21 protein-coding genes are annotated in these 25,556 nt (G+C 57.6%); 8 read left to right on the top strand and 13 right to left on the bottom strand.

Annotated elements, in window-relative coordinates; translation table 11 throughout:
- The 7 genes from Q4G72_RS14630 to Q4G72_RS14600 all read right to left on the bottom strand — a co-directional run.
- Window positions 1-392 (bottom strand): carbamoyl phosphate synthase preATP-grasp domain-containing protein (locus Q4G72_RS14630; protein ID WP_502213685.1); only part of this gene is annotated, 392 nt, incomplete at its 3' end.
- A 184-nt stretch (window positions 393-576) separates the two neighbouring features.
- A complete protein-coding gene (carA, locus tag Q4G72_RS14625) occupies window positions 577-1,662 on the bottom strand; it encodes a glutamine-hydrolyzing carbamoyl-phosphate synthase small subunit (protein WP_303312175.1) in 1,086 nt (361 codons plus the stop codon).
- Window positions 1,663-1,714: 52 nt separating this feature from the next.
- Window positions 1,715-1,888 (bottom strand): hypothetical protein, encoded by a 174-nt coding sequence (locus Q4G72_RS14620; RefSeq protein WP_303312174.1) that lies wholly within the window; start codon window positions 1,886-1,888, stop codon window positions 1,715-1,717.
- Window positions 1,889-2,035: 147 nt separating this feature from the next.
- On the bottom strand, window positions 2,036-3,175 hold the full coding sequence (locus Q4G72_RS14615) for an aspartate aminotransferase family protein (RefSeq protein ID WP_303312173.1): 1,140 nt from the start codon (window positions 3,173-3,175) through the stop codon (window positions 2,036-2,038).
- A complete protein-coding gene (gene argC, locus Q4G72_RS14610; RefSeq protein WP_303312172.1) occupies window positions 3,175-4,155 on the bottom strand; it encodes an N-acetyl-gamma-glutamyl-phosphate reductase in 981 nt (326 codons plus the stop codon). The genes Q4G72_RS14615 and argC overlap by 1 nt, the downstream gene beginning before the upstream one ends.
- The gene (gene argG, locus Q4G72_RS14605; protein ID WP_303312171.1) at window positions 4,145-5,332 is read right to left on the bottom strand and encodes an argininosuccinate synthase; all 1,188 of its coding nucleotides are present in this window, start codon (window positions 5,330-5,332) and stop codon (window positions 4,145-4,147) included. Before argG ends, argC begins: the two co-directional genes overlap by 11 nt.
- Window positions 5,332-5,916, bottom strand: coding sequence for a GNAT family N-acetyltransferase (locus Q4G72_RS14600; RefSeq protein ID WP_303312170.1), 585 nt, complete (start codon window positions 5,914-5,916; stop codon window positions 5,332-5,334). The genes argG and Q4G72_RS14600 overlap by 1 nt, the downstream gene beginning before the upstream one ends.
- A gap of 645 nt (window positions 5,917-6,561) precedes the next feature.
- Here Q4G72_RS14600 and argB point away from each other — a divergent pair.
- Together argB and Q4G72_RS14590 are read left to right on the top strand one after the other, a co-directional pair.
- Window positions 6,562-7,344 carry an acetylglutamate kinase gene (gene argB, locus Q4G72_RS14595; RefSeq protein WP_303312168.1) on the top strand — a complete coding sequence of 261 codons (783 nt, stop codon included), beginning with the start codon at window positions 6,562-6,564 and terminating at the stop codon, window positions 7,342-7,344.
- Window positions 7,332-8,402: a M20 family metallo-hydrolase gene (locus Q4G72_RS14590; RefSeq protein WP_303312167.1), complete on the top strand. Its 1,071-nt coding sequence runs from the start codon at window positions 7,332-7,334 to the stop codon at window positions 8,400-8,402. The genes argB and Q4G72_RS14590 overlap by 13 nt, the downstream gene beginning before the upstream one ends.
- A 2-nt stretch (window positions 8,403-8,404) precedes the next feature.
- On the opposite strand, the gene Q4G72_RS14585 is transcribed toward Q4G72_RS14590, so the two are convergent.
- A complete protein-coding gene (locus tag Q4G72_RS14585) occupies window positions 8,405-8,866 on the bottom strand; it encodes a VOC family protein (protein WP_303312166.1) in 462 nt (153 codons plus the stop codon).
- A 101-nt stretch (window positions 8,867-8,967) separates the two neighbouring features.
- Here Q4G72_RS14585 and argH point away from each other — a divergent pair, with 101 nt between their 5' ends.
- Window positions 8,968-10,269, top strand: a complete 1,302-nt coding sequence (gene argH / locus Q4G72_RS14580; protein ID WP_303312164.1) for an argininosuccinate lyase — start codon at window positions 8,968-8,970, stop codon at window positions 10,267-10,269.
- A gap of 48 nt (window positions 10,270-10,317) precedes the next feature.
- On the opposite strand, the gene Q4G72_RS14575 is transcribed toward argH, so the two are convergent.
- A complete protein-coding gene (locus Q4G72_RS14575) occupies window positions 10,318-11,022 on the bottom strand; it encodes a protease inhibitor I42 family protein (protein ID WP_303312163.1) in 705 nt (234 codons plus the stop codon).
- Between the two features lie 219 nt (window positions 11,023-11,241).
- Window positions 11,242-16,788, bottom strand: coding sequence for an alpha-2-macroglobulin family protein (locus Q4G72_RS14570; RefSeq protein WP_303312162.1), 5,547 nt, complete (start codon window positions 16,786-16,788; stop codon window positions 11,242-11,244).
- Window positions 16,789-16,941: 153 nt separating this feature from the next.
- Here Q4G72_RS14570 and Q4G72_RS14565 point away from each other — a divergent pair, with 153 nt between their 5' ends.
- From Q4G72_RS14565 to Q4G72_RS14545, 5 genes are all read left to right on the top strand, one after another.
- A complete protein-coding gene (locus Q4G72_RS14565) occupies window positions 16,942-17,469 on the top strand; it encodes an RBBP9/YdeN family alpha/beta hydrolase (RefSeq protein ID WP_303312161.1) in 528 nt (175 codons plus the stop codon).
- A gap of 35 nt (window positions 17,470-17,504) precedes the next feature.
- Complete coding sequence (locus tag Q4G72_RS14560) at window positions 17,505-18,410, top strand: LysR family transcriptional regulator (protein ID WP_303312160.1); 906 nt, start codon at window positions 17,505-17,507, stop codon at window positions 18,408-18,410.
- Between the two features lie 65 nt (window positions 18,411-18,475).
- Window positions 18,476-19,678, top strand: coding sequence for a threonine synthase (locus tag Q4G72_RS14555; protein WP_303312159.1), 1,203 nt, complete (start codon window positions 18,476-18,478; stop codon window positions 19,676-19,678).
- 116 nt (window positions 19,679-19,794) lie between these two features.
- Window positions 19,795-22,545, top strand: coding sequence for an alpha-L-rhamnosidase-related protein (locus tag Q4G72_RS14550; RefSeq protein ID WP_303312158.1), 2,751 nt, complete (start codon window positions 19,795-19,797; stop codon window positions 22,543-22,545).
- A 274-nt stretch (window positions 22,546-22,819) separates the two neighbouring features.
- Complete coding sequence (locus Q4G72_RS14545; protein WP_303312157.1) at window positions 22,820-24,199, top strand: ammonium transporter; 1,380 nt, start codon at window positions 22,820-22,822, stop codon at window positions 24,197-24,199.
- Window positions 24,200-24,210: 11 nt separating this feature from the next.
- Here the strand turns inward: Q4G72_RS14545 and Q4G72_RS14540 are convergent, their stop codons facing one another.
- From Q4G72_RS14540 to Q4G72_RS14530, 3 genes are read right to left on the bottom strand one after another with little or no spacing between them, the layout of a single operon-like run.
- The gene (locus tag Q4G72_RS14540) at window positions 24,211-25,008 is read right to left on the bottom strand and encodes a ZIP family metal transporter (protein ID WP_303312156.1); all 798 of its coding nucleotides are present in this window, start codon (window positions 25,006-25,008) and stop codon (window positions 24,211-24,213) included.
- An 11-nt stretch (window positions 25,009-25,019) separates the two neighbouring features.
- Window positions 25,020-25,295, bottom strand: coding sequence for a DUF167 domain-containing protein (locus Q4G72_RS14535; RefSeq protein ID WP_303312155.1), 276 nt, complete (start codon window positions 25,293-25,295; stop codon window positions 25,020-25,022).
- Window positions 25,296-25,298: 3 nt separating this feature from the next.
- Complete coding sequence (locus Q4G72_RS14530; protein ID WP_303312154.1) at window positions 25,299-25,499, bottom strand: DUF5683 domain-containing protein; 201 nt, start codon at window positions 25,497-25,499, stop codon at window positions 25,299-25,301.
- Window positions 25,500-25,556: the final 57 nt, after the last annotated feature.

Below are 25,556 nucleotides of genomic sequence, written 5' to 3'. Positions count from 1 at the left end.
TCCTTGAAAATGTCGCGGTCCTCCGTGTCGATGATGCTCTGCACGGGCGTGCCCAGCACGCGCACATTATACTGCTCAAATACCCCGGCCCGGTACAGGGCCACGGCGCAGTTGAGCGCCGTCTGCCCACCAAAGGCCACCAGGATGCCGTCGGGCCGCTCCTTTTTAATGACTTCCTCCACGAAGTAGGGCGTCACGGGCAGAAAGTACACGTCGTCGGCCAGGTGCTCCGAGGTCTGCACGGTGGCAATGTTGGGGTTGATGAGGATCGTGCGGATGCCTTCCTCTTTGAGCGCCTTGAGCGCCTGCGAGCCGGAGTAGTCGAACTCGCCGGCCTCGCCGATTTTCAGCGCGCCGGAACCGAGGAGCAGTACTTTGGTGGGTTTGTTCATTCGTATGTGCTGGCGGGGCTTTACCCCAAGGCTCATCTACTAGAGAAGAGGGCGAAAAATTCTTTTTAAAAATTTGACTGTCATGTAGAGCGTAGCCGAGATATCTCACCCGCGCCGCTAGTTAGTATTGCAACATCAGCACGCGAGGTGTCTCGGCTTCGCTCGACATGACAGACGAGAGAGGCTATTCACTAGCTTTATACTCAGCAACTGCCTTCAAGAAGTCATCAAACAGGTACTCGGTGTCCTCGGGGCCGCCAGCGGCTTCGGGATGGAACTGGGTGGAGAAGAAAGGCTTGGTTTTGTGCTTGATGCCTTCACAGGTGCCGTCGTTCAGGTTTTCGAACAACATAGTCCAGTCAGCGGGCAGCGTATCGGTATCGACGGCGAAACCGTGGTTCTGGCTGGTGATGTAGCAGCGCTGCGTGCCGGTGAGCTTGACGGGCTGGTTGTGGCTGCGGTGGCCGTACTTGAGCTTGAAGGTGTCCCCGCCCGCGGCCAGGCCCATGAGCTGGGAGCCCAGGCAGATGCCGAAGATGGGCTTGTCCTGCTGCAGGGCTTGCTGCAGGTGAGCAATGGTGGCCTGGCACATCTTCGGGTCGCCGGGGCCGTTGCTTAAAAACAGGCCATCGTAGTCGAGCTGGGTAAAGTCGTAGTCCCAGGGCACGCGGATGAGCTCTACGTCGCGCTCGAGAAAGCAGCGAATAATGTTGGTCTTGGTGCCGCAATCCACGAGCACAATTTTATGTTGGCCGTGGCCGTAGCGGGTGACCTCCGTGGGGCTCACCTGGGCTACCAGGTTGTCCTGGTTGGGGTCATGGAGGGGCACATCTTCCCCGGCGACGATTTTGCCCAGCATCGCGCCTTTCTCGCGCAGCTTCTTGGTGAGCATCCGCGTATCCACCCCGCAGATACCGGGGATGTTGTATTCCTTCAGCCAGTCGCCCAGGCTTTTGGCCGCGTTCCAGTGGCTGTGCTCCTCAGAATAGTAGTTCACCACCAGGCCGGCAATGTGCACCTTGTCGGACTCGAAGATCCGGGAAATCGACTCGTAGAGCTCCTCGCCGGGCACGCCGTAGTTGCCCACCATGGGGTAGGTCAGCACCAGGATCTGGCCGGCAAAGGAGGGGTCCGTCAGGTTTTCCGGGTAGCCCGTCATGGCCGTACTGAACACGACCTCCCCAGCAGACGAGGTAAAGGCCCCGAAAGATTGTCCCTCGATTTCAGTGCCGTCTTCCAGCACTAGCTTGACCAATTTTGTATTTTCCAATTCGTTGATTCCGTTGAAAGACGTTTGAAGGCTACTTGCTCCAGCAGATTCTTTATTGATTGTAGGTGACTGCCGCTACGGTGTCATGATGCAGAAACACACGCAGGTCATCAGGAGCACCCAAACCCATATCATACTGCATCACCAAAAGGGAGTCGTCATTTTTATTCCACTGATAAACCGTGTCAGGGACAGATAGAATGATGGCTACCTGCTGTTGCGTCATGCCGGTTTTTACCTAGTGCATCTGCTTATATACCCTGCTGCTTTTCGAGAAATAGCTTACGTACAGCCAGTACCCTAGCATCAAAAGGAAACAGGTGATTAGGAAAACCTTAAGCACGTTCATAATTGATGCAGTTGCCTTCTAAGGCTAGGCCGTCACTGACTTTTCCGTCAGCGCATACAGCGCCAGCAGGAAACGGTCAACCTCGGCTTTCGTAATGTTCAGTGGCGGCAGCAGACGCAGCACCGTCGGGTCGGAGGCATTACCAACGAAGATGTGGTAGTCTGACAGCAGCTTGTCGCGCACGTCCTTGATGGGGAAGGCATACTTGATGCCCACCATCAGGCCCCGGCCGCGGATTTCCTCGGCACCGGCATTGGCTTCCAGCTCTGTGCGGAGATAATTACCCATTTCGGTAGCGTGGGCCAGCAGGTTTTCCTGCTCAATGACTTCTAACACGGCCAGCGCCGCAGCGCAGGCCAGGTGGTTGCCGCCAAACGTGGTACCCAGCAGCCCATAGAAGGCCTTCAGCTCCGGCGCAATCAGGATGCCGCCGATGGGGAAGCCATTTCCCATGCCTTTCGCCACCGAAATAACGTCGGGCCGGATGCCGGCGTGCTGGTGCGCGAAGAACTTGCCGCTACGGCCATAGCCGCTCTGCACCTCATCGGCAATCAGCAGCGCGCCATATTGCTTACACAGCGCAGCTAAGCCTTGCAGGAATTCATCGGAAGGCATGATGATACCACCCACGCCCTGAATAGGCTCGATAATGGCCGCACAAACGTCGCCGCCCTGTAACACTTGCTCTACTGCTGCCAAATCGTATTCCACGAAGGAAATGGCGTGGTCAGCGTTGAAAGGCGCTACGATTTTGGGGTTATCAGTAGCGGCCACTGCGCCAGACGTACGGCCGTGGAAAGCGCCTTTAAAGGCGACTACACGCTTCTTGCCGGTGTGGAAGGACGCCAATTTCAGGGCGTTTTCGTTGGCTTCAGCCCCTGAGTTGCACAGGAACAGCGAGTAGTCCTCGTAGCCCGATACCTTACCTAGCTTCTGGGCAAGCTCCCGCTGAATCGGAATCTGCACGGAGTTGGAGTAGAAGCCAATGTTCTGCAGCTGCTCGGTGAGGCGCTGCACGTAGTGCGGGTGGCTGTGGCCGATGGAAATCACGGCGTGCCCGCCGTAGAAATCCAGGTATTCCTGGCCCTTATCGTCCCATAGTTTCGCCCCCAGCGCCTTTACCGGCGTGATGTTGACGAGCGGATAAACATTGAAAAGCTCCATTAGAAAAGCACCGATTTGAGGTGAAGGCCTGTCGTCTCGGGCAAGCCGAAGAGCAGGTTCATGTTCTGGATTGCCTGGCCCGAAGCGCCTTTCACCAGGTTATCGATAACCGAGGTAATGAGCAGCTGCTTGCCAAATTTCTGCACGTGCAGCAGGCACTTGTTGGTGTTTACCACCTGCTTCAGGTGAATTTCTTTGTCAGAAACCGTGGTAAAGGGTGCATCGGCGTAGAACTTCTTATACAGCTCCCAGGCCTCCTCCTGGGTCAGGTCCGACGGCGTGTACACGCTGGCGAAAATGCCCCGCGAGAAATTGCCGCGGTAGGGGATGAAGTGGATATCCAGTTCCAGCGGAGACTGTAGCTGCGCCAGGCTCTCCCCAATTTCGCCGAGGTGCTGGTGGGTGAAGGGCTTGTAGATGGACACGTTATTGGTGCGCCACGAAAAGTGCACCGTCTCCGACAAGCTCTGGCCCGCACCCGTGGAGCCCGTAATAGCCGACACATGCACGTCATCCGTCAGCTTACCAGCCTGCGCCAAGGGCAGCAAGGCCAGCTGGATAGCCGTGGCGAAGCAGCCCGGGTTGGCGATGCTCTGGGCCTGCTGGATGCGGCTTTTGTTCAGCTCCGGCAGCCCGTACACAAACTCCCGGCCTTCAAACTCTGCATCCGCTTCCAGACGGAAGTCGTTGCTCAGGTCGATGACGTGGGTGGTTTCGGGTAGGGAGTTTTTCTCCAGCCAAGCTTTCGAATTGCCGTGGCCCAGGCATAGAAACACCACGTCCTCATCCCCGGCCAACTCGGAAGCAAATACCAGGTCTGTCTCTCCCACCAAATCATCGTGGACTTGATAGACGGGGTTGCCGGCGTTAGAGGAGCTGACGATGCCGCCCAACTCCACAAACTCATGATGCAGCAGAATACGGATCAGCTCCCCAGCCGTGTAGCCGGCCCCGCCGACGATGCCAACCTTAATTTTCATCGTTGAAGGAGGAGTGAATCCGCAGCTGGTTGCTGAAGATTTTGATGAAGCCTTTGGCGTCGCGGCCGTCCCAGGCGTCGTTTTCCTCGCCGTAGGTGGCCACTTTGGAGCGCATCATGTCATACTTCGACTCGATGCCCTGCAGCTCGAACTGGTAGGGTTTCAGCGTCACGAATACCTTGCCCGACACCCGCTCCTGCGACGAGGTGAGGAAGGCCTCAAAGTCGCGCATCACCGGGTCCAGGTACTGGGCCTCGTGCAGGAGCGTGCCGTACCAGTTGGCCACGTAGTCTTTGTGCAGCAGCTGCCAGCGCGAAGACGTGTGCTTTTCCAGTAAATGGTGCGCTTTCAGCAGAATCAGCGGAGCAGGGGCTTCGAAGCCCACGCGGCCTTTGATACCCAGAATGGTGTCGCCTACGTGCGTGTCGCGGCCAATGGCGTAGGCGCCAGCCAGCTCATTCAGCGCCTGAATCAGCTCTACCGGATTCATAGCCTTGCCATTCAGCGCTACTGGCTCACCTTTCTCGAAGGTTACCTCAATGCTGGTCGGTTCGGTTTCGCTGAGTTGGGTGGGGTAGGCCGACTCGGGCAAAGCCTGATGCGAGGTCAGCGTTTCGACGCCGCCCACGCTGGTGCCCCAGATACCCTTGTTGATAGAGTATTTGGCCTTCTCCCAGCTCATTTCGAAGCCGTGCTTATTCAGAAAGTCAATTTCCGCCTGGCGCGAGAGTTTCAGGTCGCGGATGGGGGTGATGATTTCCGTGTTGGGTGAAATCACCGAGAAAGCCACGTCGAAGCGCACCTGGTCGTTGCCGGCGCCGGTGCTGCCGTGGGCAATGTAGTCGGCCTTGTGCTCCCGGGCGTACTCGGCCAAAGCCAGCGACTGGAACATCCGCTCCGCGCTGACGCTCAACGGGTACGTGTCGTTCTTCAGCACATTGCCGAAAATAAGGTAGCGCAGGCAGTCGTGGTAGAAACGCTGGGTCACGTCAATTACCTCGTGCTTCGTGGAGCCCAGCTCGTAGGCCCGCTTCTCGATGGCGGCCAGCTCTTCCTCGGAAAAGCCGCCGGAGTTGACGATAACCGTGTGCACTTCCAGACCCAGCTCGCGGGTGAGGTACACAACGCAGAAAGACGTATCCAAACCGCCGCTGTAGGCGAGAACTACCTTTTTCATTAGTGCTGTTGAGGTTCTTCGATGAAGTTGATGGTTTCCTGGGGCTGCTGGGCAAATTGGTCGTTGAGGTTATCGTAGACCATGCCGGTGCACAGGCACATTTTGCGGTTATTGTCCTGCAGAATCTGGTAGTTTTTGCAGCTGCCGCAGCCCTTCCAGAAGTCGTCGCTCTGGGTAAGGTCCTGGAATGTAACCGGGCGGTAGCCCAGCTCGCTGTTGATCTTCATCACCGGTCCGCTGGTGGTAATGCCGAAGATTTTGGCCTGCGGATACTTGGTGCGTGAAAGCTCAAACACACGGTGCTTGATGGCGCGGCCCAAGCCTTCCTTGCGCAGCTCAGTGTTTACAATCAGACCCGAGTTGACGACAAATTTGTTGTCCTCGAAGGTCTCGATGTAGCAGAAGCCGGCCAGCTGATCATCCATGAAGGCAATGATGGCGTCGCCGCGTACCATCTTCTTAATCAGGTAGTTGGGGTCGCGCTTGGCGATACCCACGCCCCGTTGCTTGGCCGACTGCTCGTACCATTGACAAAGCGTTTCCACATACTGCGCGTCGGCAGCATTCGCAACTCGTAGAATCATGGGAAAAGTGACGATGGGGCCTATCCGGACAGGAAACGGCAGAAAGTCGGAGGGGAATTAGCAGATGCACGGGGGCAAACCGCCTGTAGACGGAGTTGCCATAACCACCTCTGGAGAGAAGCAGTAACCGGGGATTATGCCAGAAAAAAGAAGGATGGCAGAGCGGAGACGCGCGTTAGCGTCGCGCCAGGCGGGGACATACTTTCACCCGCGTTGGAAGCATACTCTTGGGCCTACACTCGTGTCGGTCAGTTATTCGTTGATTTTCTCTTTGGTTAGCCCCGCTTTACGTAAGCGGGCTTCGTCGGTTGGCAGTTCGCAGTGGAACGCAGACGAGGTATTGCAAGCCAGCTCTTAAGCTGGCATTATTCGCACCAGTAGGGCGGTACGACGCGTAAGTGCAATAGAAGAGAGACGAATCATGACAAGTACCAGAACCGCAGCGCGGTGGATGGGTTTCTGCGGTCTAAAATGCGGTAGACCCTGAAATCGTTGCAAAACTAGACGTTTTTTTTCGGAAACTTTGCTGGATCAGTCCAAAAAAAATGAGTGACCAGTAAAATATCATACTGCTGCTGGTTCCCGTTTTAAATAGAAATTTGGGCGTTTTGATACCATGTGCGCCATTTTTCTTTCCTCTCAATAATGAGTAACATCCTGAAAATATTCAAGATTGGTGGCGGCATCATTGATGATGAACAGCAACTGCGGCTTTTCCTGGCCGAGCTGGCGCAGGTGCCTGAACAAAAGATTCTGGTGCACGGGGGGGGCAAAGGCGCCAGCCAGATGCTTACCGATCTGGGCATCGAGCCGAAGATGGTGCAGGGCCGCCGCATTACCGACGCGGCCACGCTGGATATCGTTACCATGTTCTACGCCGGCAAAACCAACAAACAGGTGGTGGCCCTGCTCCAGAGTTTCGGGGTAGATGCGCTGGGCCTTTCCGGGGCCGATGGCAACGTCATCCGGGCCACCAAGCGCCCGGTCAAGGAAATAGACTACGGTTTTGTGGGTGATTTGCCCCTGGACAGCATCAACACCGAGCTGGTAGATCAGCTCCTGCAAACCGGCCTCACACCCGTATTTTGCGCCATTACCCACGATGGACAAGGCCAATTGCTGAATACCAACGCGGACACCATTGCCAGCACCCTGGCCCGCGCCCTGGCCGATTTGTACGAAGTGGAGCTGCACTTCTGCTTCGAGAAGGACGGCGTGCTGGCTGATATGAACGACGAGCAATCTGTCATTCCGCGCATCACGGCGGAGCAGTATCAGCACCTGAAAGCGGAAGGCGTTATTGCGGCCGGCATGGTACCCAAGCTCGATAACGCCTTTGCTGCGCTGGAGGCGGGCGTGGAGCGTGTAGTTATCGAAAATGCGCTGAAGATTAATGAGCCGGTAAAGACTATTCTATGTCAGCAGTAAGCGCCACGCTGGCCGAAGAGGCCATTCAGTTGCTGATTGCGCTGATTCAGACGCCTTCCTTCTCCCGCGAGGAAGAGAAAACGGCGGATTTAATCTTCGATTTCCTGACGCACCACGGTGCCCAGCCCCAGCGCAAAGGGCACAACGTGTGGGCCCGCAACCGGCATTTCGACCCCGGCAAGCCCACCATCCTGCTCAATTCTCACCACGATACCGTGAAGCCCGGCGCTACCTGGACCTATGACCCGTTCGGCGCGGTAGTGGAAGGCGACCAACTCACCGGCCTCGGCAGCAACGATGCCGGCGCCTCAGCGGTGAGTTTGCTGGCGACATTCCTGCATTTTCACAACCAGGAAAACCTACCCTACAACCTGATTTGCGCCATCACGGCCGAGGAGGAAATTTCCGGGGCCGGTGGTATTCGCAGCGTGCTGCCCGAACTCGGGGAAATTGCCCTAGGCATTGTGGGTGAGCCTACCCAAATGGACCTGGCCATTGCCGAAAAGGGCCTGGTGGTGCTGGACTGCGTAGCGCACGGCCGTACCGGCCATGCCGCCCGCGAGGAAGGGGAAAACGCCCTGTACAAAGCCGTACGGGATATTCAGTGTCTGAAGGATTTTCGCTTCCCGAATGTCTCGGAGCTGCTGGGGCCGGTGAAAATGACGGTCACGCAAATTCAGGCCGGTTCCCAGCACAATGTGGTGCCGGACCGCTGCACGTTTGTGGTAGATGTGCGCACCAATGAGCTGTATTCTAATTCGGAAGTGGTGGAGCTGGTGCGCCAGCACATCAGCTCGGAGGTGACGCCGCGCTCCACGCATTTGAACTCCTCGCGCATTGCGCTGGAGCACCCGCTGGTGCAGCGCGGTCTGGCGCTGGGGCGACGCACGTTCGGCTCCGTCACGCTGTCCGATCAGTCGATGATGCCGTTTACCACCGTCAAAATCGGCCCCGGCGACTCCGCCCGCTCCCATACGCCGGATGAGTACATTCTGCTCAGCGAAATCCGCCAGGGAATCCAGGGCTACGTATACCTGCTGACGGGGCTGGAGCTATGAAGCTAGGCTTGTTCCAGGGCGGAAATGTCAATTTTATGCATCTGCATCAGAGCCCCTATTTTGCGTTGCGCCCTTGCTGGATCGTCGCTGCGCAGTAACTGCCCTAGATTTACCGGCGTAATTTGCCACGACACGCCAAAGGGGTCTTTCAGCCAGCCGCACTGGCCCGGCTGGCCTCCATTAGCTGTTAGCTTTTGCCATAATTCATCTATTTCAGCCTGATCGGCACAGCTCACGGCCAACGAAATGCCATCGGTGAAGGTAAAGTGAGGCCCTCCATTCATCGCCACGTATTTTTGCCCGGCCAACTCAAACTCAACTGTCATTACACTATCCGCGGGCATGGGCCCCCCTTTATAATGTGTGACGTTATTGATTTTTGAGTCTTTAAAAATGCTGGTATACAGCTTCGCGGCCTCTTCTGCTTTGTCCTTGAAAGTCAGGAACGTGGTGATTTTCTGCATAGCTGAGAAATTGGGTTAAAATAAATTGAAGCGAAGAAAGGCGGTGGCCTGAAAGTAAGCAATAACGAATGGCCTTAGCCTAGAACAAAACCACTTAATACATGAAAATCTGGGACAAAGGCATTGCCGTCGATAAGAAAATAGAACAGTTCACTGTGGGCCGCGACCGGGAGCTGGATATGTACCTCGCGCGCTTCGATGTACAGGCATCCAAAGCCCAGGCGAACATGCTGGCTAAAGCCGGATTGCTATCCGAAGCCGAAAACCAGCAGTTGCAACAAGGCCTCACGGAGCTGGCCGCGCAGCTGGAAGCCGGCACGTTCACCATTGAGGAAAGCTTTGAGGACGTGCACTCCAAAATCGAGTATTACCTGACTGAGAAGTTCGGCGACGCAGGCAAGAAAATCCACACGGCCCGCTCCCGCAACGACCAGGTACTAACGGCCATTCAGCTCTTCCTGAAAGACTACACTGAGCGCGCCGCAGCCCGCACACTGGAGCTGGTAGACGTGCTGCTGCGCAAAGCTGAGCAGCATCGCACCGACCTGATGCCCGGCTACACGCACTTTCAGGCCGCCATGCCCAGCTCTTTCGGCCTGTGGTTTTCGGCCTACGCCGAGCACCTGTTGCTGGATCTGGCTCTCTTCGAAGCCGCCCACACCGTAGCCGACCAAAACCCGCTGGGCTCCGGCGCCGGCTTCGGCAGCAGCTTCCCGATTGACCGCCTGCAGACCACCCAGGAGTTGGGTTTTGGCAATTTAGCCGTCAGCAGCGTAGGCGCGCAAATGCTGCGCGGCAAGACTGAAAAAACGGTAGCGTTTGCGGTGGCCGGCATGGCCGCCACTCTCGCCAAAATGGCCTACGACCTGGTGCTCTATAACTCCCAGGACCTAGCCTTTGTGGAGCTGCCCGCTGCCTTCACCACCGGTTCCAGCATTATGCCCCACAAGAAAAACCCCGATGTGTTTGAGCTGATTCGCGCCCGCTGCAATGCCCTGCAGGCGCTGCCCAATACGCTCATACTGGCCACCAGCAATCTGCCCAGCGGCTACCACCGGGACTTCCAGATTCTGAAGGAAATCCTCTTCGAGCCGATGACGCAGTTCTTGGACATACTGGACATCGTGCTGTTCGCGCTGCCCCAACTTAAAATCAAGCCCGACTTGCTGAACCAAGGGAAATACGACGCGGTATTTTCCGTCGAAAACATCAACCAGCTTATCCAAACCGGCACGCCGTTCCGCACCGCGTACAAGCAGGTGGGCCAGGCCGTGGAAGATGGCAGCTACGAGCCGCACCGCGAGTTTCACACCACCCATTTGGGCAGCGTGCATAACCTCGGGCTGGAAGAAATTCAGGCGAAGGTGGCGCGGTTTAAACAGGGGAGCCGGTTAGTGAGCTAGCTGGTAAAGCAGTTGTTCAGCCTACTAGCTAAAAGTGCCCAAGCTCCCTTATTTAGGAGGCTTGGGCACTTCTACCTGGAGCTCAAAGTCACGCCGGGGCGGGGCTTCGTTATCAGTGGCATTGCGGTATAGAAACCGGAGCGTGGTCTGGCCGGGATGCATCGCCTGAAATTGAAACGTTACATCATCGGGGCTGCCTTGTTTAGCTTTCTTTCTCGGCTTCTTTAGTACGGTTTGGGATGAAGAAGCTATTGCCTTTACCACATCATTGGTGAGGGGCATTACTTCCCAGGTATAGCCTGAGCCCACCGTGTTGTCCAGTCGGATAAGCAGCTGGTCATCCTGGTTCACGGTCACGCGACTGTGGTTGCCATATTCAGTGATATTCACATTCTTGGCAACGCCAGGTTTGTCGATGGTGACGTATGCGTGGAAATAGCCACCTAAAGACGAATAACCTGTGCCGGGACGCGCCGATACCAGCGCTAGATCCAAGCCGCCCGGGCCAATAGCCATAAACCGAATTTCGAACGTTGCCGGTGCGCCTGGTACGCCGCTTTCGATACCCGGCAGGATATTGGTGCCCGTTACAGTTAGCTGCCCGGGGTACGCCTGGGTAGGCCGCCAGCCGTAGCGCGGCGAAATAGTAGGCAGTCGCACAATCAATTGGTCGCCAACGGTCAGCTGTACTTGCTTGCCATTGTCATTGGCGTTGAGAGTAACAATTTCTGCCCGGGCAGGTCCAGCTAGCACTCCCAGAAAAAGTAAAAGTGCCAGCAAAGCGAATAAAGTACCATGCTGCCGGCAAATGGAAGGAACACACTTTGATTTCATGATTCGGGTTGGTATAAAAGCTGACTACCCATAACAAGAACCATTGAAAAAGAGGTTCTTGTTATGGGTAGTCAGCTTTCTACGATGGGCCTCCGAAGATGCTGCACCTGATTTGCTTAGGTAGCCAGGGGAGTGAACTTACCGCACCCGCACTACCCCCGCACCGCTGTAGCTGTGATACTCAGCATTGTACATGGCATCGGCACTCACGGGGCCTAGCTTGAAGGTGCCTTTGGATACCGCACGGCAGAGATAGTAGAAGGATTTGGGCTGGGCCGTTGCGGTGGTGAATAGGTTAATCCGGTCGTCGCGCACGTCTAGGTAGTCGGGTTGGGCGGCATCGGTAGCCCAGGCCAGCTCGCGCACGGCGCCGATGCGTGGGTTTTCGATTTCCAGGCCGGCGGGCAGCAGGTCAGTGATGGCCACGTTCTTGATTTCACCGGCCGTGCCGGGGGCCTGCAGCGTGATTTTGACTACCACCAAATCGTTCTGGCGGAATGTGGGCGCACCCACGGGCTGACCGGTGCGGGTGAGAAAGGAGCGGCGCACCTGCAGGTAGGCGTCTTCCTCGTGCACCTGCCCGCTGGGGCTGATGCCTTCGGTTTCCCAGAAGTAATAAAGGCTGCCCTGGCCTTGGGTGCGGAGGACCAACTGCCGGTTGGCTACGTTGGTAACAGTAAGGTCTTTGCCTGAGAAGTTGCCAATGGCTTTGCCGTCGGCCAGCAGGCTGGCGGTTACGGTGCTGCCGGCGTTCTTCTTCGCCAGCTTGCCCAGGGCCAGCAGGGAGAAGGCGCGCTCCTGGGTGTTGAGCCAGCCGGCCCGTTTCACTTGGCGGCTCAGCTCGCGGGCCATGCCGGGGATTTGCGGGTTGCCGGGGTCGGCGGCGAGTAGGGCATTAAGCACTAGGGCCTGGTCGCGGATGGGGGAGGAGAAGGAATTGCCCAGCTCGCGGGAGGCGGCAGTGGGGGCGGCGTTGTAGCGGGTAGGCACGGTGCTTTGGTAGCCGCGCTGGTTGCCGCTGAGGGCAAACGCGGCGGCCAGCAGGTAGCGCGCATCAGAAGTGAGCAGCTGGCGGTTGGCTTTGTAGTAGTTCAGGCCGGTGGCATCGGGGCGGCCGGCCAGGGCCAGCACGTAGAGCGAGTAGGCGGTTTCGCGCTTGGCCTGGGCCAGGGGCTGAATCTGGCCGCTGGTCAGGATGACGTTGTAGGTCTCCATTTCCCGCTTGCGCACGCGGGCCTGCAGGTAGCGCAGCACCCGGTCCAGCACCGGCTCATTCACGGCAAAGCCCGCCTGCTTGGCTTCCAGCAGGAAGTGCGCGGCATAGGCCGTGGACCACCAGTTGTCGTAGTCGCCGCCGGGCCAGTAGCTGAGGCTGCCGTTGTACATCTGCTGGGCTTCTACTTTGCGGATAGCTTCCTGCACGTGGTAGTTAGGGTTGAACATGCTCGCCTTCGAAGTGCCGGTTTTCTGCCCTAGCGTGGCGGCCAAATCCCCGTAATACAGCTGCGGGAAAGCTGCCGATACGATTTGCTCCAGGCAGCCGTAGGGATATTGCAACAGGTAGCGCAAATCCCGGGCAAACTCCGTCATCGGTGAGCGGCTCACTACCAGTTGACTCCGTAGGGAAGAAGGGAGGAAATCAGTTTTTAGATTCAGCTGCTGCGATGCGCCGCCTGACACCACGCCCGCACCGGTGCGTTTTTGCAGCGGCGAGGCAGGGCGTAAGGGTAGTTCGATGGTTTCAGTAAAGGTCTCTTTAGAACCGTTAGTCTTTACTGAAACCGTTATTAAACCTACTCCTATGCCACTCGCTACAATATGAAACTGCACTCGGCCTTCAGAGTTAGGCTTTAGAGTTTCAGTTATGTTGTTGAGAATAGGCGTCCATACTACCACCTCTCCACTGACCTTATCAGTTTTATAAATAGATTTTCGTTTAGGAATTTTTAAAAGTGAGTTGTATTTCAGTGTAATAACGGCATTCATAACCTTCCCAGTTGTATTCGTCAGCGTAACGGGCACGTCAATCGTGTCGCCGGGACTGAGGAAGCGGGGGAGGGCGGTGCTGATAACTACCGGGTCGGCCACGCGCATGGTGTGTTCGGCGGAGCCGAAAGCATCGTCTTTATAAGCCACGGTCATGATGCGCAGGGCGCCGCTGAACTGGGGCACGCGCACTTTGTAGCGCACCTTGCCGCTGGCATCGGCGGTGAGGACGCCGCTCCATTTGGCCACCAGCTTTACGCGGCGGTTGGGCACGGGCGTGGTGCGGCGGGCCAGGTCACCTACGTCGCCGCCGGTGCTGCTGGTGCCTAGCTCGGGCAGCAGGAAGGGATACACGTCGTAGGCCTGCACTTCCAGGGCGCGCTTCTGGTAGAAGTAGCCGTGTGGGTCGGGCGTGCGGTAGTCCTTCATCTGCAGAATGCCCTCATCTACCACCGCCAGCGTCACTTTGGCTTTGGGCGCGGTGCTGACTTCAATGGTTTGCCAGGTTTGCGAGCGGCTTTGCGCGGGCGCTTTTATGGCGACTTTCAGCCTGGCCTCGGGCTTTTCCACCATCAGCGGCACAAAGCCCCGGGCCACGGTAAGCGGCAGTCGGTTGTCCTTGATTTCGCGGATGGCGGTGGCCGTTACGTACACATTGGGCACGTGGCCGGCGCGAATAGGAATGCTCACGCGGGCCGATTTCTCGTCGGTGTTCACGTAGAAATGGTCCAGCACCCTGTCCCGCTCCACGGTTACCAGCACGCGGCTGGGGAAGGGCGTTTTCAGCAGCAGCCGGGCCGTTTCGCCGGGCTGGTATTTGGCTTTATCAGCTTCAATAGTCACCTCACCCTCGTTGTTTACTTCGAAGGAATTGCTCTGCGTATCACCGAAGCCGTAGGCGTACACGCGCCGGGCTACGTAGGTGCTGGCGCCGGGCCGGGAAACCCGTATTTCGTACTCGCCGGAGTAGTTGGGCGCGAAATTCAGCCCGGCATCGGCGCCACCGCTGGGTATCATAACAGTGCGGTTCAAGACCACCTGCTCGCGCTTCTGTGAGTTATAGATGTAGCGGCCGCCCTGGCGCTCAATTACGGTTTCCCAGAGCAGGCGCACCACCTGCACCCGGGCCTGAGCCGTGGTAGGCGCGCCGGCCGGCGTGAGGGCCACCAGCCGCACCGGCAGCTGGGTGCGCGTGGCTACCAGCTCGTCCAGGTTCTTCACCCCGAACATGACCGGCTGGGTTTGCACTTCAAACGTAGCGAGGCGGTTTACGGGCCGGCCGGTTTCATCGAACACGGTGGCAAAAGCCGCGCCTTCCAGCGTGCCGAGGTCGGTGTAATCGGGGACTTCGTAGGTGGCAGTGCCGCGGCCGTTGGCATCGGTGGAGCCTTCGCGCATTGTCTTCTCGAAGCGGGCCGAAATGGGGGTGGATTCCTGCTCGCCGTAGTTGCCCCGCTGCTTTTCGCCGCTGTTGATGGCGAAGGTGTAGCCGGGGTAGTTTTTGGGGGTGAAGGGCTTTTCCTTCAGCGAGAATTCTACTTCAAACTTACGGTCGGCGGCGGGTGGGCCGAAGAGGTTCTGGGCAGTAATCAGCGCCGAAACGGTCTGGCCGGGCTTGGCTACGGCGCGGTCGGCTTTCACCGTCACCTTCATGCGGTCGGGAATAAACTCCTCCACGCTGATTTTGCGTGAGGTGAGCAGCACGTCGTTGCCGGTCAGGACTTCCAGCGTGTAGATGCCCGTCATCACACTGGGTGGTAGGATAAAGCTGGCCTCGAAGGTGCCTTCCGGGGTGAGCTGCTTGCGCAGGCTGGCGTACTCCTTGCCGGTGGGCAGCAGCAGCCGAATCTTGACGGGGAGCTTAGCGGGCGGGTTTTTCCAGCCTTCGGTGCGGATGATGGTGTTGGTGCGGATAGTGTCGCCGGGGCGATACAGGTCCCGGTCGCCGTAGAGGAAGGCCTGGTAGCGGGCGGCGTTGCTCTGCAGGCCGCCCACCTCAAAGCGGGAGGTTTCTACGCGGCTGCGCGTGAGGTCCAGAAAGGTGAAATCAGCGTCCTTTTGGGCCACCAGCATGCCCAGCTTAAACCGGCTGTTGGCGGCCGTGCTGTCGAATTTGGCCACGCCTTCGCGGTTGGTAATACCGGTGCCGATGACCTGGTTGTTGGTACTCACGTAGCGCACTTGCACGCCGGCCAGCGGCCGGGCATTGCGGATGGAGTTGGCGAAAACCAGCGTGCTGCCAGCCTTGCCCTGCTTGACAATCAGCCCGATATCCGATACGGCCACCAGCTTGCTGACCTGCAGCCACTGCCGCTCGGTGTCCTGTACCTTCACAATGTATAGGCCCTTCATGCCGCCCGAAAACTCCAGGTCTTTCAAGCTCAGATTCAAGAGCCTCAGCCCTTGCTCTTTGGGCAGGCCGCCTACGGTATAGGTGCGCTCGGTGAGGACGTTGCCCAAGGTTTCGACGTCATAATACTGAAAGGAGCGGTCCACGTATTCGCCTTCCTCGCCTTGGCCGGAGTCCGTTTCGTCATATTCCGGGTAGCCGTATTGCGGGCCGCCGCGCAACAGCTGCTGGATGTTGTTGGCGTAGACTTTGGCAATGGTCACCTTCACTTTGGCTACCTCGTTGATGCGCACGCCCAGGTTGCGCGTGCCGAGGGCATCGAGGTACATGGCTTTATCGGCGGAGGCAAACTGAATGCTGGGCCGCTCATCAGAGAAGCTCACGGTTTGGGTGGTGGTTTCGGCCAGCTGCCCGCCCAGTGCCCCACGCAGGCCCTGGCGCAGCGTAACCTGGTAGCTTTTGCCCACTTCAAACCCACCTTTCAGCGCCACGCCGCTTTCCAGCTCCTCTATTTGAAAAGGTACCTGCGGCGTTACCGTGAGGCTGCTCTGCAACTCTTGCTGGCTGACGGGCTGGTTGGTGAGAATGGAAATGGTGGCCTCGGCGGTTTCCATATTGCCGGTGATGGAGCGCACTTCCAGGGCTTGCGGGTCGGGTACAGTTACTTCGGCGGAATAGTCGCGGGCGGTGGGTTGGTCGCTGCCCACGGCGTGCAGACCGGGCGCCAGGGCTACCGTCAGCGGGCTGCCGGTGCGTACCTGCTGGGTGAGGTGCACGCTGACGTTCTGGCCCGGCTCGGCGTTGGGTACTTCGAAGGCTACGGGTTGGCCGTCCTGTGTGAGGCGCAGCAAAGGCTTTACATCCGTGGGGCGCACAGAGTAATTGAACGGCAGCTCTACGCGCATTTCGGCTGTGCCGGCAGCCCGCGCGGAGCGGCCCCAGAAGGCCTGTGGGGTATTTAGCTGCAGATAGGGCGTATGGAATTTCGTGCGGTTCTCGGGCAGCGACACGCGGCGCTTATCGGAAGGCAGATTTTCGGCTTGCAACTCGGCCGTGAAGGTGGTGCTGGGCCGGAAGGGCGTGAGGGGGGAGAAAATCAGCTCCCGCTCACTGCTCCACTTGAATTTGCCGCGCACGGCGGGCTCAAACTTTACGTACTGAATGGTATCCCAGCGGTCCTGCTGGTCCTTGCTCACTACGTCCTCATCAAACTGAAATACTAGGTTCTGGTACGGGTCTATTTCCTCGCCGTTGGCATCGGGGCCGGTGGTAGAGCCGTTTTTGGAGCAGGCACACAACAGGGCCAGCAACACCAGCAGAGGCAGGCGAAAAAGAGTCCGACGCAACATGGAATAGGGGATAGGGAGGATAGCGCCGGAAAGGTAGAAAAAATGAGGAATGGATAGGGATTTAGAGGGATATTATGCTAAGATCTGACCGGCTGGTGCTCTAATGAGGTGGTGACGGGTTTCTACCTTTGCTTATTCATCAACCACTCATTTATGTCCAGTATTATCCTCACGGTTCCTGGCCTGGGTAGCTCAGGCCCGCTGCACTGGCAAAGTCAGTGGGAACAGCACTACGGTTACCAGCGCGTAGAGCAGCATAACTGGAACCACCCGGTTTGTGCCGATTGGGTAGCACAGCTGGAAGCAGCCGTTGCCAGTGCCGGGCCCAACGTAGTATTAGCTGCGCACAGCCTGGCTTGCGCTACCATAGCGCATTGGGCCCGTACCACGCAGCTAACCATTGCGGGCGCTATGCTAGTAGGCCCCGCCGACGTAGACCGCCCGGATTTTCCGCCGGAAGCCGTAGGCTTTGCGCCTATGCCGCTGCATAAGCTGCCGTTTCCCAGCATCGTAGTAGCCAGCACCAACGACGAATATGTGACCCTAGCCCGCGCTCAGGAATTTGCCCAGGCCTGGGGCAGTCGTTTCATGAATGTGGGAGCCAAGGGGCATCTCAATTCCGATTCGGGGTTGGGCCTGTGGCCCGAAGGGCAGGCGTTGCTGCAGAAACTGATGAAATAAAGTATCCGGCGGCAGCTTATTGCAGTACAGTAACCATGCTTTCCCACGCCCACGAAATATTTCTGGAAGTAGCCCGGCAGTTGAGCTTTACTAAAGCCGGCCAAACCCTGTTTCTAAGCCAGTCGGCGGTGAGCAAGCAGGTAAAAGCGCTGGAAGAATACTACAAAACCGGGCTGTTTGAACGGCTCGGCAACAGCGTAGTGCTGACGCCGGCCGGTGAGCTGCTGTACCAAAAGCTACTCCTGGCCAAGCAGCTGCAACACGAGCTGCACCAGGAATTTACCACGCTCAGCAAAGACTTCTCGCCCCAGGTGCGCATGGTTATCGGGGCCAGCACCACTATTTCGCTGTACATCATTCCGCCGGTGCTATCGGCCTACCTGGGTAAGTTTCCGAACACGCAGCTCACCCTGAAAAACCGCAACAGCGAGAACATCCTGAAGGCCTTGCTGGAGCACGAAATTGACCTGGGCATCATCGAAGGCATTCATAAAGTCAGCAACGTGACGTACACGCCCTTGCTGACGGATGAGGTAGTAGCGGTGTGCTCCGCGCGCAATCCGCTGCACCGGGAAGAACTGGTTGCGCAGGACCTGCGGCAAATTCCCGTGGCGTTGCGGGAGCCGGGCTCCGGCACGCTGGCCGTATTGGAAGAGGCGCTGGCGGCCCGGCACATCAAGCTCACCGATTTGCGGGTGAAGGTGCGGCTGGGCGGCACCGAGGCCCTGAAGAACTTTGTGCGCGTGGATACCTGTCTGGCCTTTCTGCCCCGGCAGGCCGTGATGAAGGAACTAGCCTCGGGCGAACTGATGGAAGTGCCCGTGCACGACCTGAACTTGGTGCGACACTTTGACTTTGTGCAGCGCAAAGGCACGGAAAACAATGTGCCCTACAAAAACTTCGTGCAGTTTGCTCGTCGTCATTATTCTAAATCGGAATAGGCTATTCCAAATAGCCATTTGTTTCCGGAATAGGCTTCGGAGAGATTTGCGTTCATGCTATTGCTATGAACACTCTCCTTGATATCACCACTCGGCTCCAGGGCCTGCATTGTGCGGCCTGCCATACTCCATATTCAGCCTTCAGTATGCAGCACGTTTCGGCCTGTTGCGGTCAGCCATTATTGGTAGATTATGACTTGCGGGAGCCCCTTTCCCGCGCTGAGGGCATTAACCTGGCGGAGAACTCCATGTGGCGGTACCGCCCTCTGCTGCCGTTGCTGGACGATGCCTGCCGGGTGAGCTTAGGCGAAGGCTGGACGCCCCTGTTGCCGCTGCCGCGCCTGGGTGCGCACCATAGTCTGCGTACCCTATTACTGAAAGACGAGGGCCAAAACCCCACCGGCTCTTTCAAAGCCCGCGGCCTGAGTATGGCTATTTCCAAGGCCAAAGAGCTAGGCGCCACCGGCTGCATTATTCCTACGGCCGGCAATGCCGGGGTGGCTATGGCGGCTTACTGCGCCCGGGCGGGCATGCGGGCCGTGGTGGTAATGCCCCGGCACACACCCAAGGCCTTTAAGGAGGAGTGCTACTGGTATGGGGCCGAAGTGCACTTGGTAGACGGCCTCATCAACGACTGCGCGGCCTTAGTCCGAAAGCTGAATGCGGATAATGCCCTGCTGGACGTGTCTACCCTGAAAGAACCTTACCGCCTGGAGGGCAAGAAAACCATGGGCTACGAGCTGGCCGAACAGCTCAACTGGCAGCTGCCCGATGTGCTACTGTACCCAGCCGGCGGGGGTACCGGCCTCATCGGTATCTGGAAGGCATTTCAGGAAATGCAGGCGCTGGGCTGGCTACCCATGGATGCGAAGCTGCCGCGCATGGTAGCCGTGCAGGCGGCCAGCTGCTGCCCGCTTATTGAAACGCTGGCGGGGCGGCAGGCCGATTGCCAGGCGTATGTGGGCCACGCCACCATTGCCAACGGGCTGGCCGTGCCGCGGCCCTTGGGCGAGCCACTGATGCTGCGCGTGCTACGGGAGTCTAAGGGTACAGCGGTGAGCATTACGGATGAGCAAATGCTGGAAGGGATGCGCGAGCTGGCCCGGCAGGAAGGCTTGTTTGTGGCGCCGGAAGGCGCCGCCGTGTGGATGGCGGCCCGCCAATTGCTGCAAAATGGCCAGATACAGCCTCAGGAGCAGATAATGCTATTGAACACGGGCTCGGCCCAAAAATACCTGGACAACGTAGAAGGGCGCTTTCTGGCGTAGGCAGCGCAGCCTGCCTGAGGCGAGAAACAGGAGCAGGAGTACCGGATTCGGGAAGCGGCGGCAAAGAGGATACCGGCAGGGCTTCGGTAACAGGCATAATCTGGTTACTTTGCTTCATGCACGCTACTTCTTCTTATTCCACCGGTTTCCTGTTAGCCCTGGGGCTGCTAGGTTCGTGTCAGATGGCCAAAACTCCTACTACCCCGCCGGCTTCAGCTACTGCTGCCCCGCAAGCTGCCCCGCTGCTTTGGCAGTCGGCGGCCTATACTGTGTACCGCGACTCTTTGGTGCAAGGCAAACACGTGGCGCGGGCTCTTTCCCGCACCGAGCTGACGTCGAACTACCAAAGCCCGGCCAACGAGTTTCAGAGCCCGCAGGTCAACTTCAAGTTTAGCCTCAACGGCAAGGACAACGAAATGCAGCCTGGCCAGGACCACGTGTTTGTGGCGGTACCACGACCCAACAACGCGGGCCTGGAAACCCCGGTTATCGTGTTTGGGCAGCAGTATGTAGACAAAACTCCGGTGCCAGCCAATACCTATCTGGCGCCCAACACTCCGCTGAAAATTCAGCTGGATCTGCGGCCGATGTTGGCGGCTTTTGAGAAGCAGGGCTTCTACCAGCTCTACAACGGCCAAAAGCTCTACAAGCAGGATTTCAAGAAGGTGTTTGTGGCCGGTAACACGGCCCCGCTGAGCTGGGACTTTGATAACCTCATCAACAAGCCCCAACTGGAGCTGAAAGACCCCAACGGCAACGGCATTTACGAAACCACCGTGGTGCTCAACGCCCATTCCGACGCCAAAACCACCGCCGGCCAGTGGAAACAAACGCTGGACACCGCCGGCTTCCCGCAGTATTCCTCCGACTACCCCTTGCTGGATGCCCTCTACAACCTGGCCCTGGAAGAAGCCAAGCGCGCCGTGGAGCCCGACAGCACCTTCCGGACTGGCCAGGAGTGGGCCGGCGTCTGGACGCGCGACATCAGCTACAGCATCATTCTGGCCCAGGCGGCCCTGCAGCCTGAGGTAGCCAAAACCAGCCTGCTGCGCAAAGTCACGCCCGAGGGCCGCATTATTCAGGATACCGGGACGGGCGGCGCTTATCCTTGCTCCACGGACCGCATGATCTGGGCCACGGCCGCCTGGGAAATCTACAAAACCACCGGCGACGAAGACTGGCTGCGCCAGGCGTACCCCATCATCAAAAAGTCTATTGAAGATGATGTTCTGAACGCCTACGATGCTACCACCGGCTTGGTGCGCGGCGAGTCGTCGTTCCTGGACTGGCGCGAGCAGACCTACCCCAAGTGGATGCAGCCAGTCGACATCTATCAGTCAGAGAACCTGGGCACGAATGCTGTGCACTTTCAGGCCAACCAGGTACTGGCTATGATGGCTGATAAGCTGGGCGAAGCTTCCACGGCCACTAAACACCGGGCGCTGGCCGAGCGCATCAAGGGAGGCATTAATCAGCATTTGTGGCTGGCGGACAAAGGGTATTACGCCCAATACCGCTACGGCCGCAACTTTCTCACCGTGTCGCCGAAGGCAGAAGCGCTGGGGGAGGCCCTGACGGTGCTTTTCGGGGCAACGGAGGGCGACCGGGCCCAGAGCGTACTGTCCCGCACGCCCGTGATGGACTACGGGATTCCGTGCATTTACCCCCAGATTTCGGGTATTCCGCCCTACCACAACAATGCCGTGTGGCCCTTTGTGCAGAGCTATTGGGGGCTGGCGGCCGCTAAGACCGGCAATGAAACGGCCTTTATGGAGAGTCTGATGGCCGTAAGCCGCCCTGCCGCCCTATTCCTCACCAACAAGGAAAACTTCGTGGCCAGCAACGGCGACTTTGCCGGTACCCAGATCAACTCCAGCAATATGCTCTGGAGCCTTTCCGGCTCCCTGGCTTTGGTGTATAAAGGTTTGTTTGGAATGGACTTTCAGGCCGACCGTCTCGTGTTTCAGCCCTTCGTGCCGCAAGCCTTGCAGGGCACGCGCAAACTCACCGGCTTTAAATACCGGCAAGCCGTGCTGAACATTGAAATGACGGGCTTTGGCCAAGGTATTCGCACCATTACCCTGGATGGGCAGCCCTTAGCCGATGCTGCCGTGCTGGCGACGCTTACGGGCACCCATAACATCAAGATAGAACTGCCGGGCTTCGCGTTTGCCGCTACCACTCAAAACAAAGTGGCGCACCACGTGGCCCCGATGACGCCAGCCGTGCGCTACGCCAGCGGTAAGCTTACCTGGGCACCGGTGGAAGGAGCCACGGCCTACCAGGTACTGCGCAACGGCCAGTTTGCCGGGCGTACCACTGAGGCTACGTTTCCGGTACCCGCGCCCACAGCTTACACGGAGTACCAGGTGCTAGCCGTGGATGCGCAGGGTTTTGAGGGTTTTGCCAGTGAGCCGCTGGCAGTAGAGTCAGACAAATTTCGGAGCGTGGTGGAAGCGGAAGCGGCTGCCAATAAATCCACCAAGCCCTACAAGGGGGCCACTGGTAAAGGGTTTGTTGAAATCAATAAATCCCTGAACCGGGAAATCTCCCTGCGCGTGACCGTGCCGGCAGATGGTCTGTACGCCGCGGATTTCCGCTACGCCAACGGTAACGGCCCCATCAATACCAGTAACAAATGCGCCATCCGAACGCTCCGGCTGGGAAAACAGCAACTGGGTACAGTCGTATTGCCCCAGCGCGGAGTGGAAGAGTGGTCTGACTGGGGCTATTCGAACCCTATACTAGTGCCGCTCAAGAAAGGAACCACGACGCTGCAGCTAAGCTTCCTGCCTGCCAATGAGAATATGAACGGTGAAGTCAATCAAGCCATGATTGACCACCTGCGGCTTACCCGGATTCAATAGTTCAGCTCAGCCAGCTTCTGTATATTTCTGCAGGCGCGGCCTTCTCAAATCCCCGCTATAACTAGTCATATCTGGTTGTAGTGGGGATTTTCAGTTAAAAGGTGGTTAGATGAAAATTGACTATGAAATTTGATGGGGTATGTTGCGAATTTGTATGTGTGATTTAAGTATGTCCTTTAAAACTTAGGGTGTATTTGGAAAATATACATAGTTGAAACGTATATTGCCTTTAAAAATGGTAGGGTGGTAGTTGATTGACTGAAATATTCTCAAAATGAGCACTTCTTCTTTATTTCGTCCGAGTGTAAGCTTGTTTACCCTGCTTACACTGGTGGTCTTATGCTTGCTGGCTGCCTTTATTGACTTGCCGCATCCTAGTGCTCCGGCAGGCTCACTCAATGCCGCCGATGTAGCCTGGATGCTCACCGCTACGGCCTTTGTGCTCATTATGACCCCAGGCCTGTCGTTCTTTTACGGGGGCATGGTGCGGCCTAAAAATGTCATCAGCACCATGCTACAGAGCTTTGTGGCCTTGGGCGTTATTTCCCTGGTGTTCTACTTCGTAGGCTTTTCGCTAGCCTACGGCGACTCCTGGCACGGCCTGATCGGCAACCCGTTTACCTTCATTATGCTGCGCAATGTGGGTACGGCCCCAAACGCCGCCTTTGCCGCGGGCATACCCTTCATTCTCTACTTCGCCTTTCAGCTGAAGTTTGCCATCATCACGCCGGCCCTCATTACCGGCTCTTTTGCCGAGCGGGTCCGCTTTAAGGGCTATCTGGCCTTTATGGTGTTATTCACCCTATTCATCTACTGCCCGCTGGCCCACTGGACGTGGCACCCAGAGGGCTTCCTGCGTCAGTGGGGGGTGCTTGATTTTGCTGGTGGTACGGTAGTGCACATCTCAGCAGGTATTGCCGCCTTGGCTGGCGCTATGGTGCTGGGCCGCCGCAATGCCCACGTGCGGAAAAGCTCTTTCTCTACTCCCAACGTACCGTTTGTGCTGCTGGGTACCGGCTTGCTGTGGTTTGGTTGGTTTGGCTTTAATGCTGGCTCTGCTTTGGGTGCCAATGAACTGGCCGCTACTTCTTTTGTCAATACAAACCTGGCCTCTGCTGCGGCCTTAGTAGCCTGGCTGCTGGTAGAAGTGGCCCGTGGCGCTAAGCCCACGGCCGTAGGCGCCTGCACCGGGGCAGTGGTAGGCCTGGTTGCTATTACCCCCGCCGCCGGCTACGTGACTTATGGCCAAAGTCTGCTGATTGGCGTGGTAGGCGCACTAGTAAGCCACACAGCCGTGCATTGGCAGAACAGCCGCACCACTATTGATGATACGCTGGATGTATTCCCTTGCCACGGTTTGGGCGGCATTGTGGGCATGCTGCTCACGGGCGTATTCGCCGATAAAGTAGGCTTAGTGTACGGCTCCTTCACTACGTTCGGCTACCACGTGCTGGGGCTGCTGATTGTGGTAGCCTACTCCTTTGTTGGTGCCTGGATATTGCTAAAAATCACTGACCGGTTTTTTGCCCTGCGGGTGAAATCAGCGGAAGAAGAACTTGGCCTTGACCTAAGCCAGCACGAAGAGTCTACCTACCACGTGGATGAGGAGTTTGAACAAACTTTCCGCCCCGAGCTGCAGCCAACCAGCGTGTAGTAGGCGCTTGCCTACATATCCATCTTACTCAGGAAAAAGGAGAGGAGAAAGCCCAGCACGGTAATCATGCCAGTAAAGTTGTGGGCTACCTCAAAGGCCTCCGGTATCATGGTATCGGCAATCATGGCCAGCACGGCGCCGGCTGCTACGGCGGTGGTGATGGCTACCACCTCAGGCGAGAAATGGCTGAATACTGTGTACCCCACTAAGGAAGCTATGCCGGAGACAAGGGCAATGCCGCCCCACAACAGCAGAACATAGCGTGCTGAATGGCCGGCCTTTTTCATGCCCGCCGCGCTGGAAAGTCCTTCGGGCAGGTTGGAGAGAAATATCGCCACTACTGCTACGGTACTTACTGCCCCGCCGGCCAGTAAGCTCAGCCCAATAACAATGCTTTCCGGAATACCATCCAGCAAGGCGCCAATGGCCAGGGCCGAGCTGTTATCGTCGCCGGGGTCGTTGCCTTTGGTGGCTCCCTCCTGCACCTGCTGGCGCTCCGTGGCCTGGTGGTGCCCGGAGCGCTTGCGGTGTTTGGCTCCGTAGCGGGCCAGTATCCAGTTCGCCAGCGTGAAAGCGCCGGCACCGCCTAAAAATCCGATGGCTGCCGAATCAAATCCACCCTTGGTGTAGGCATCTTCCATGAGCTCTAATGAAAGCGTGGAAATAAGTACGCCACTGCCAAAGGCCATAATAGCCCCCACCACGCGCTGGGAAACATGCGTGAAATAGCCCACCGCAGCGCCCAACAACAAGGCTGAGCCGGAAACCAGCCCCCAGAAGCCGGCCATAATCCACATGGGTAAATGCATAAAAACGGGGGTTAGGAAAGAGTAGTGTGCTGCCTGAGTACGGCTAGCGCCTGCTCATCGGTTATGCCGGCTACCTCAATTTTTTTGAAAGGGGCGGTATGCCCCGTCAGCAGTTCCAGGCTGGATTTTGGCTGGCCCAGCAGCTTAGCCAGGTATTCCAGCAAACAGGCATTGGCCTTGCCGTCTTGCGCTGGGGCTTTCAGGCGAATGGTAATAGCGTCATCGGGGGCCAGAACCAGCGCATTCTGGCGGGCATTGGGTTTAGCTTTGATGTACAGAATGGCCACTGCTTAGGCCGGGTCATTATAGGCATCGTACACGTTCCAGGCCCAGATAACAAAGGGAACAACCAGAGTCCAGGCCAGGAAAAAGCTCAGTACGCCACCTACTGCCCAGATCAGAAAGGCCTTCAGAATCTGCCCCTTGATGAGCTGCCCCAACCCAGGAACGAACAGGGAAAGCAGTGCCGGCAAGCCATAGGTTTTTTGCATGGTGTTAGAAGGAGAAAGGTGATGGAGAAATAATAAGGAAAGAACCGGATTCCGGGT

Origin of the sequence: Hymenobacter sp. BT730 (genome assembly GCF_030542105.1) — a bacterium.
Classification (GTDB): Bacteria; Bacteroidota; Bacteroidia; order Cytophagales; family Hymenobacteraceae; genus Hymenobacter.
This window is presented reverse-complemented; position numbering and strand designations above follow the sequence as displayed.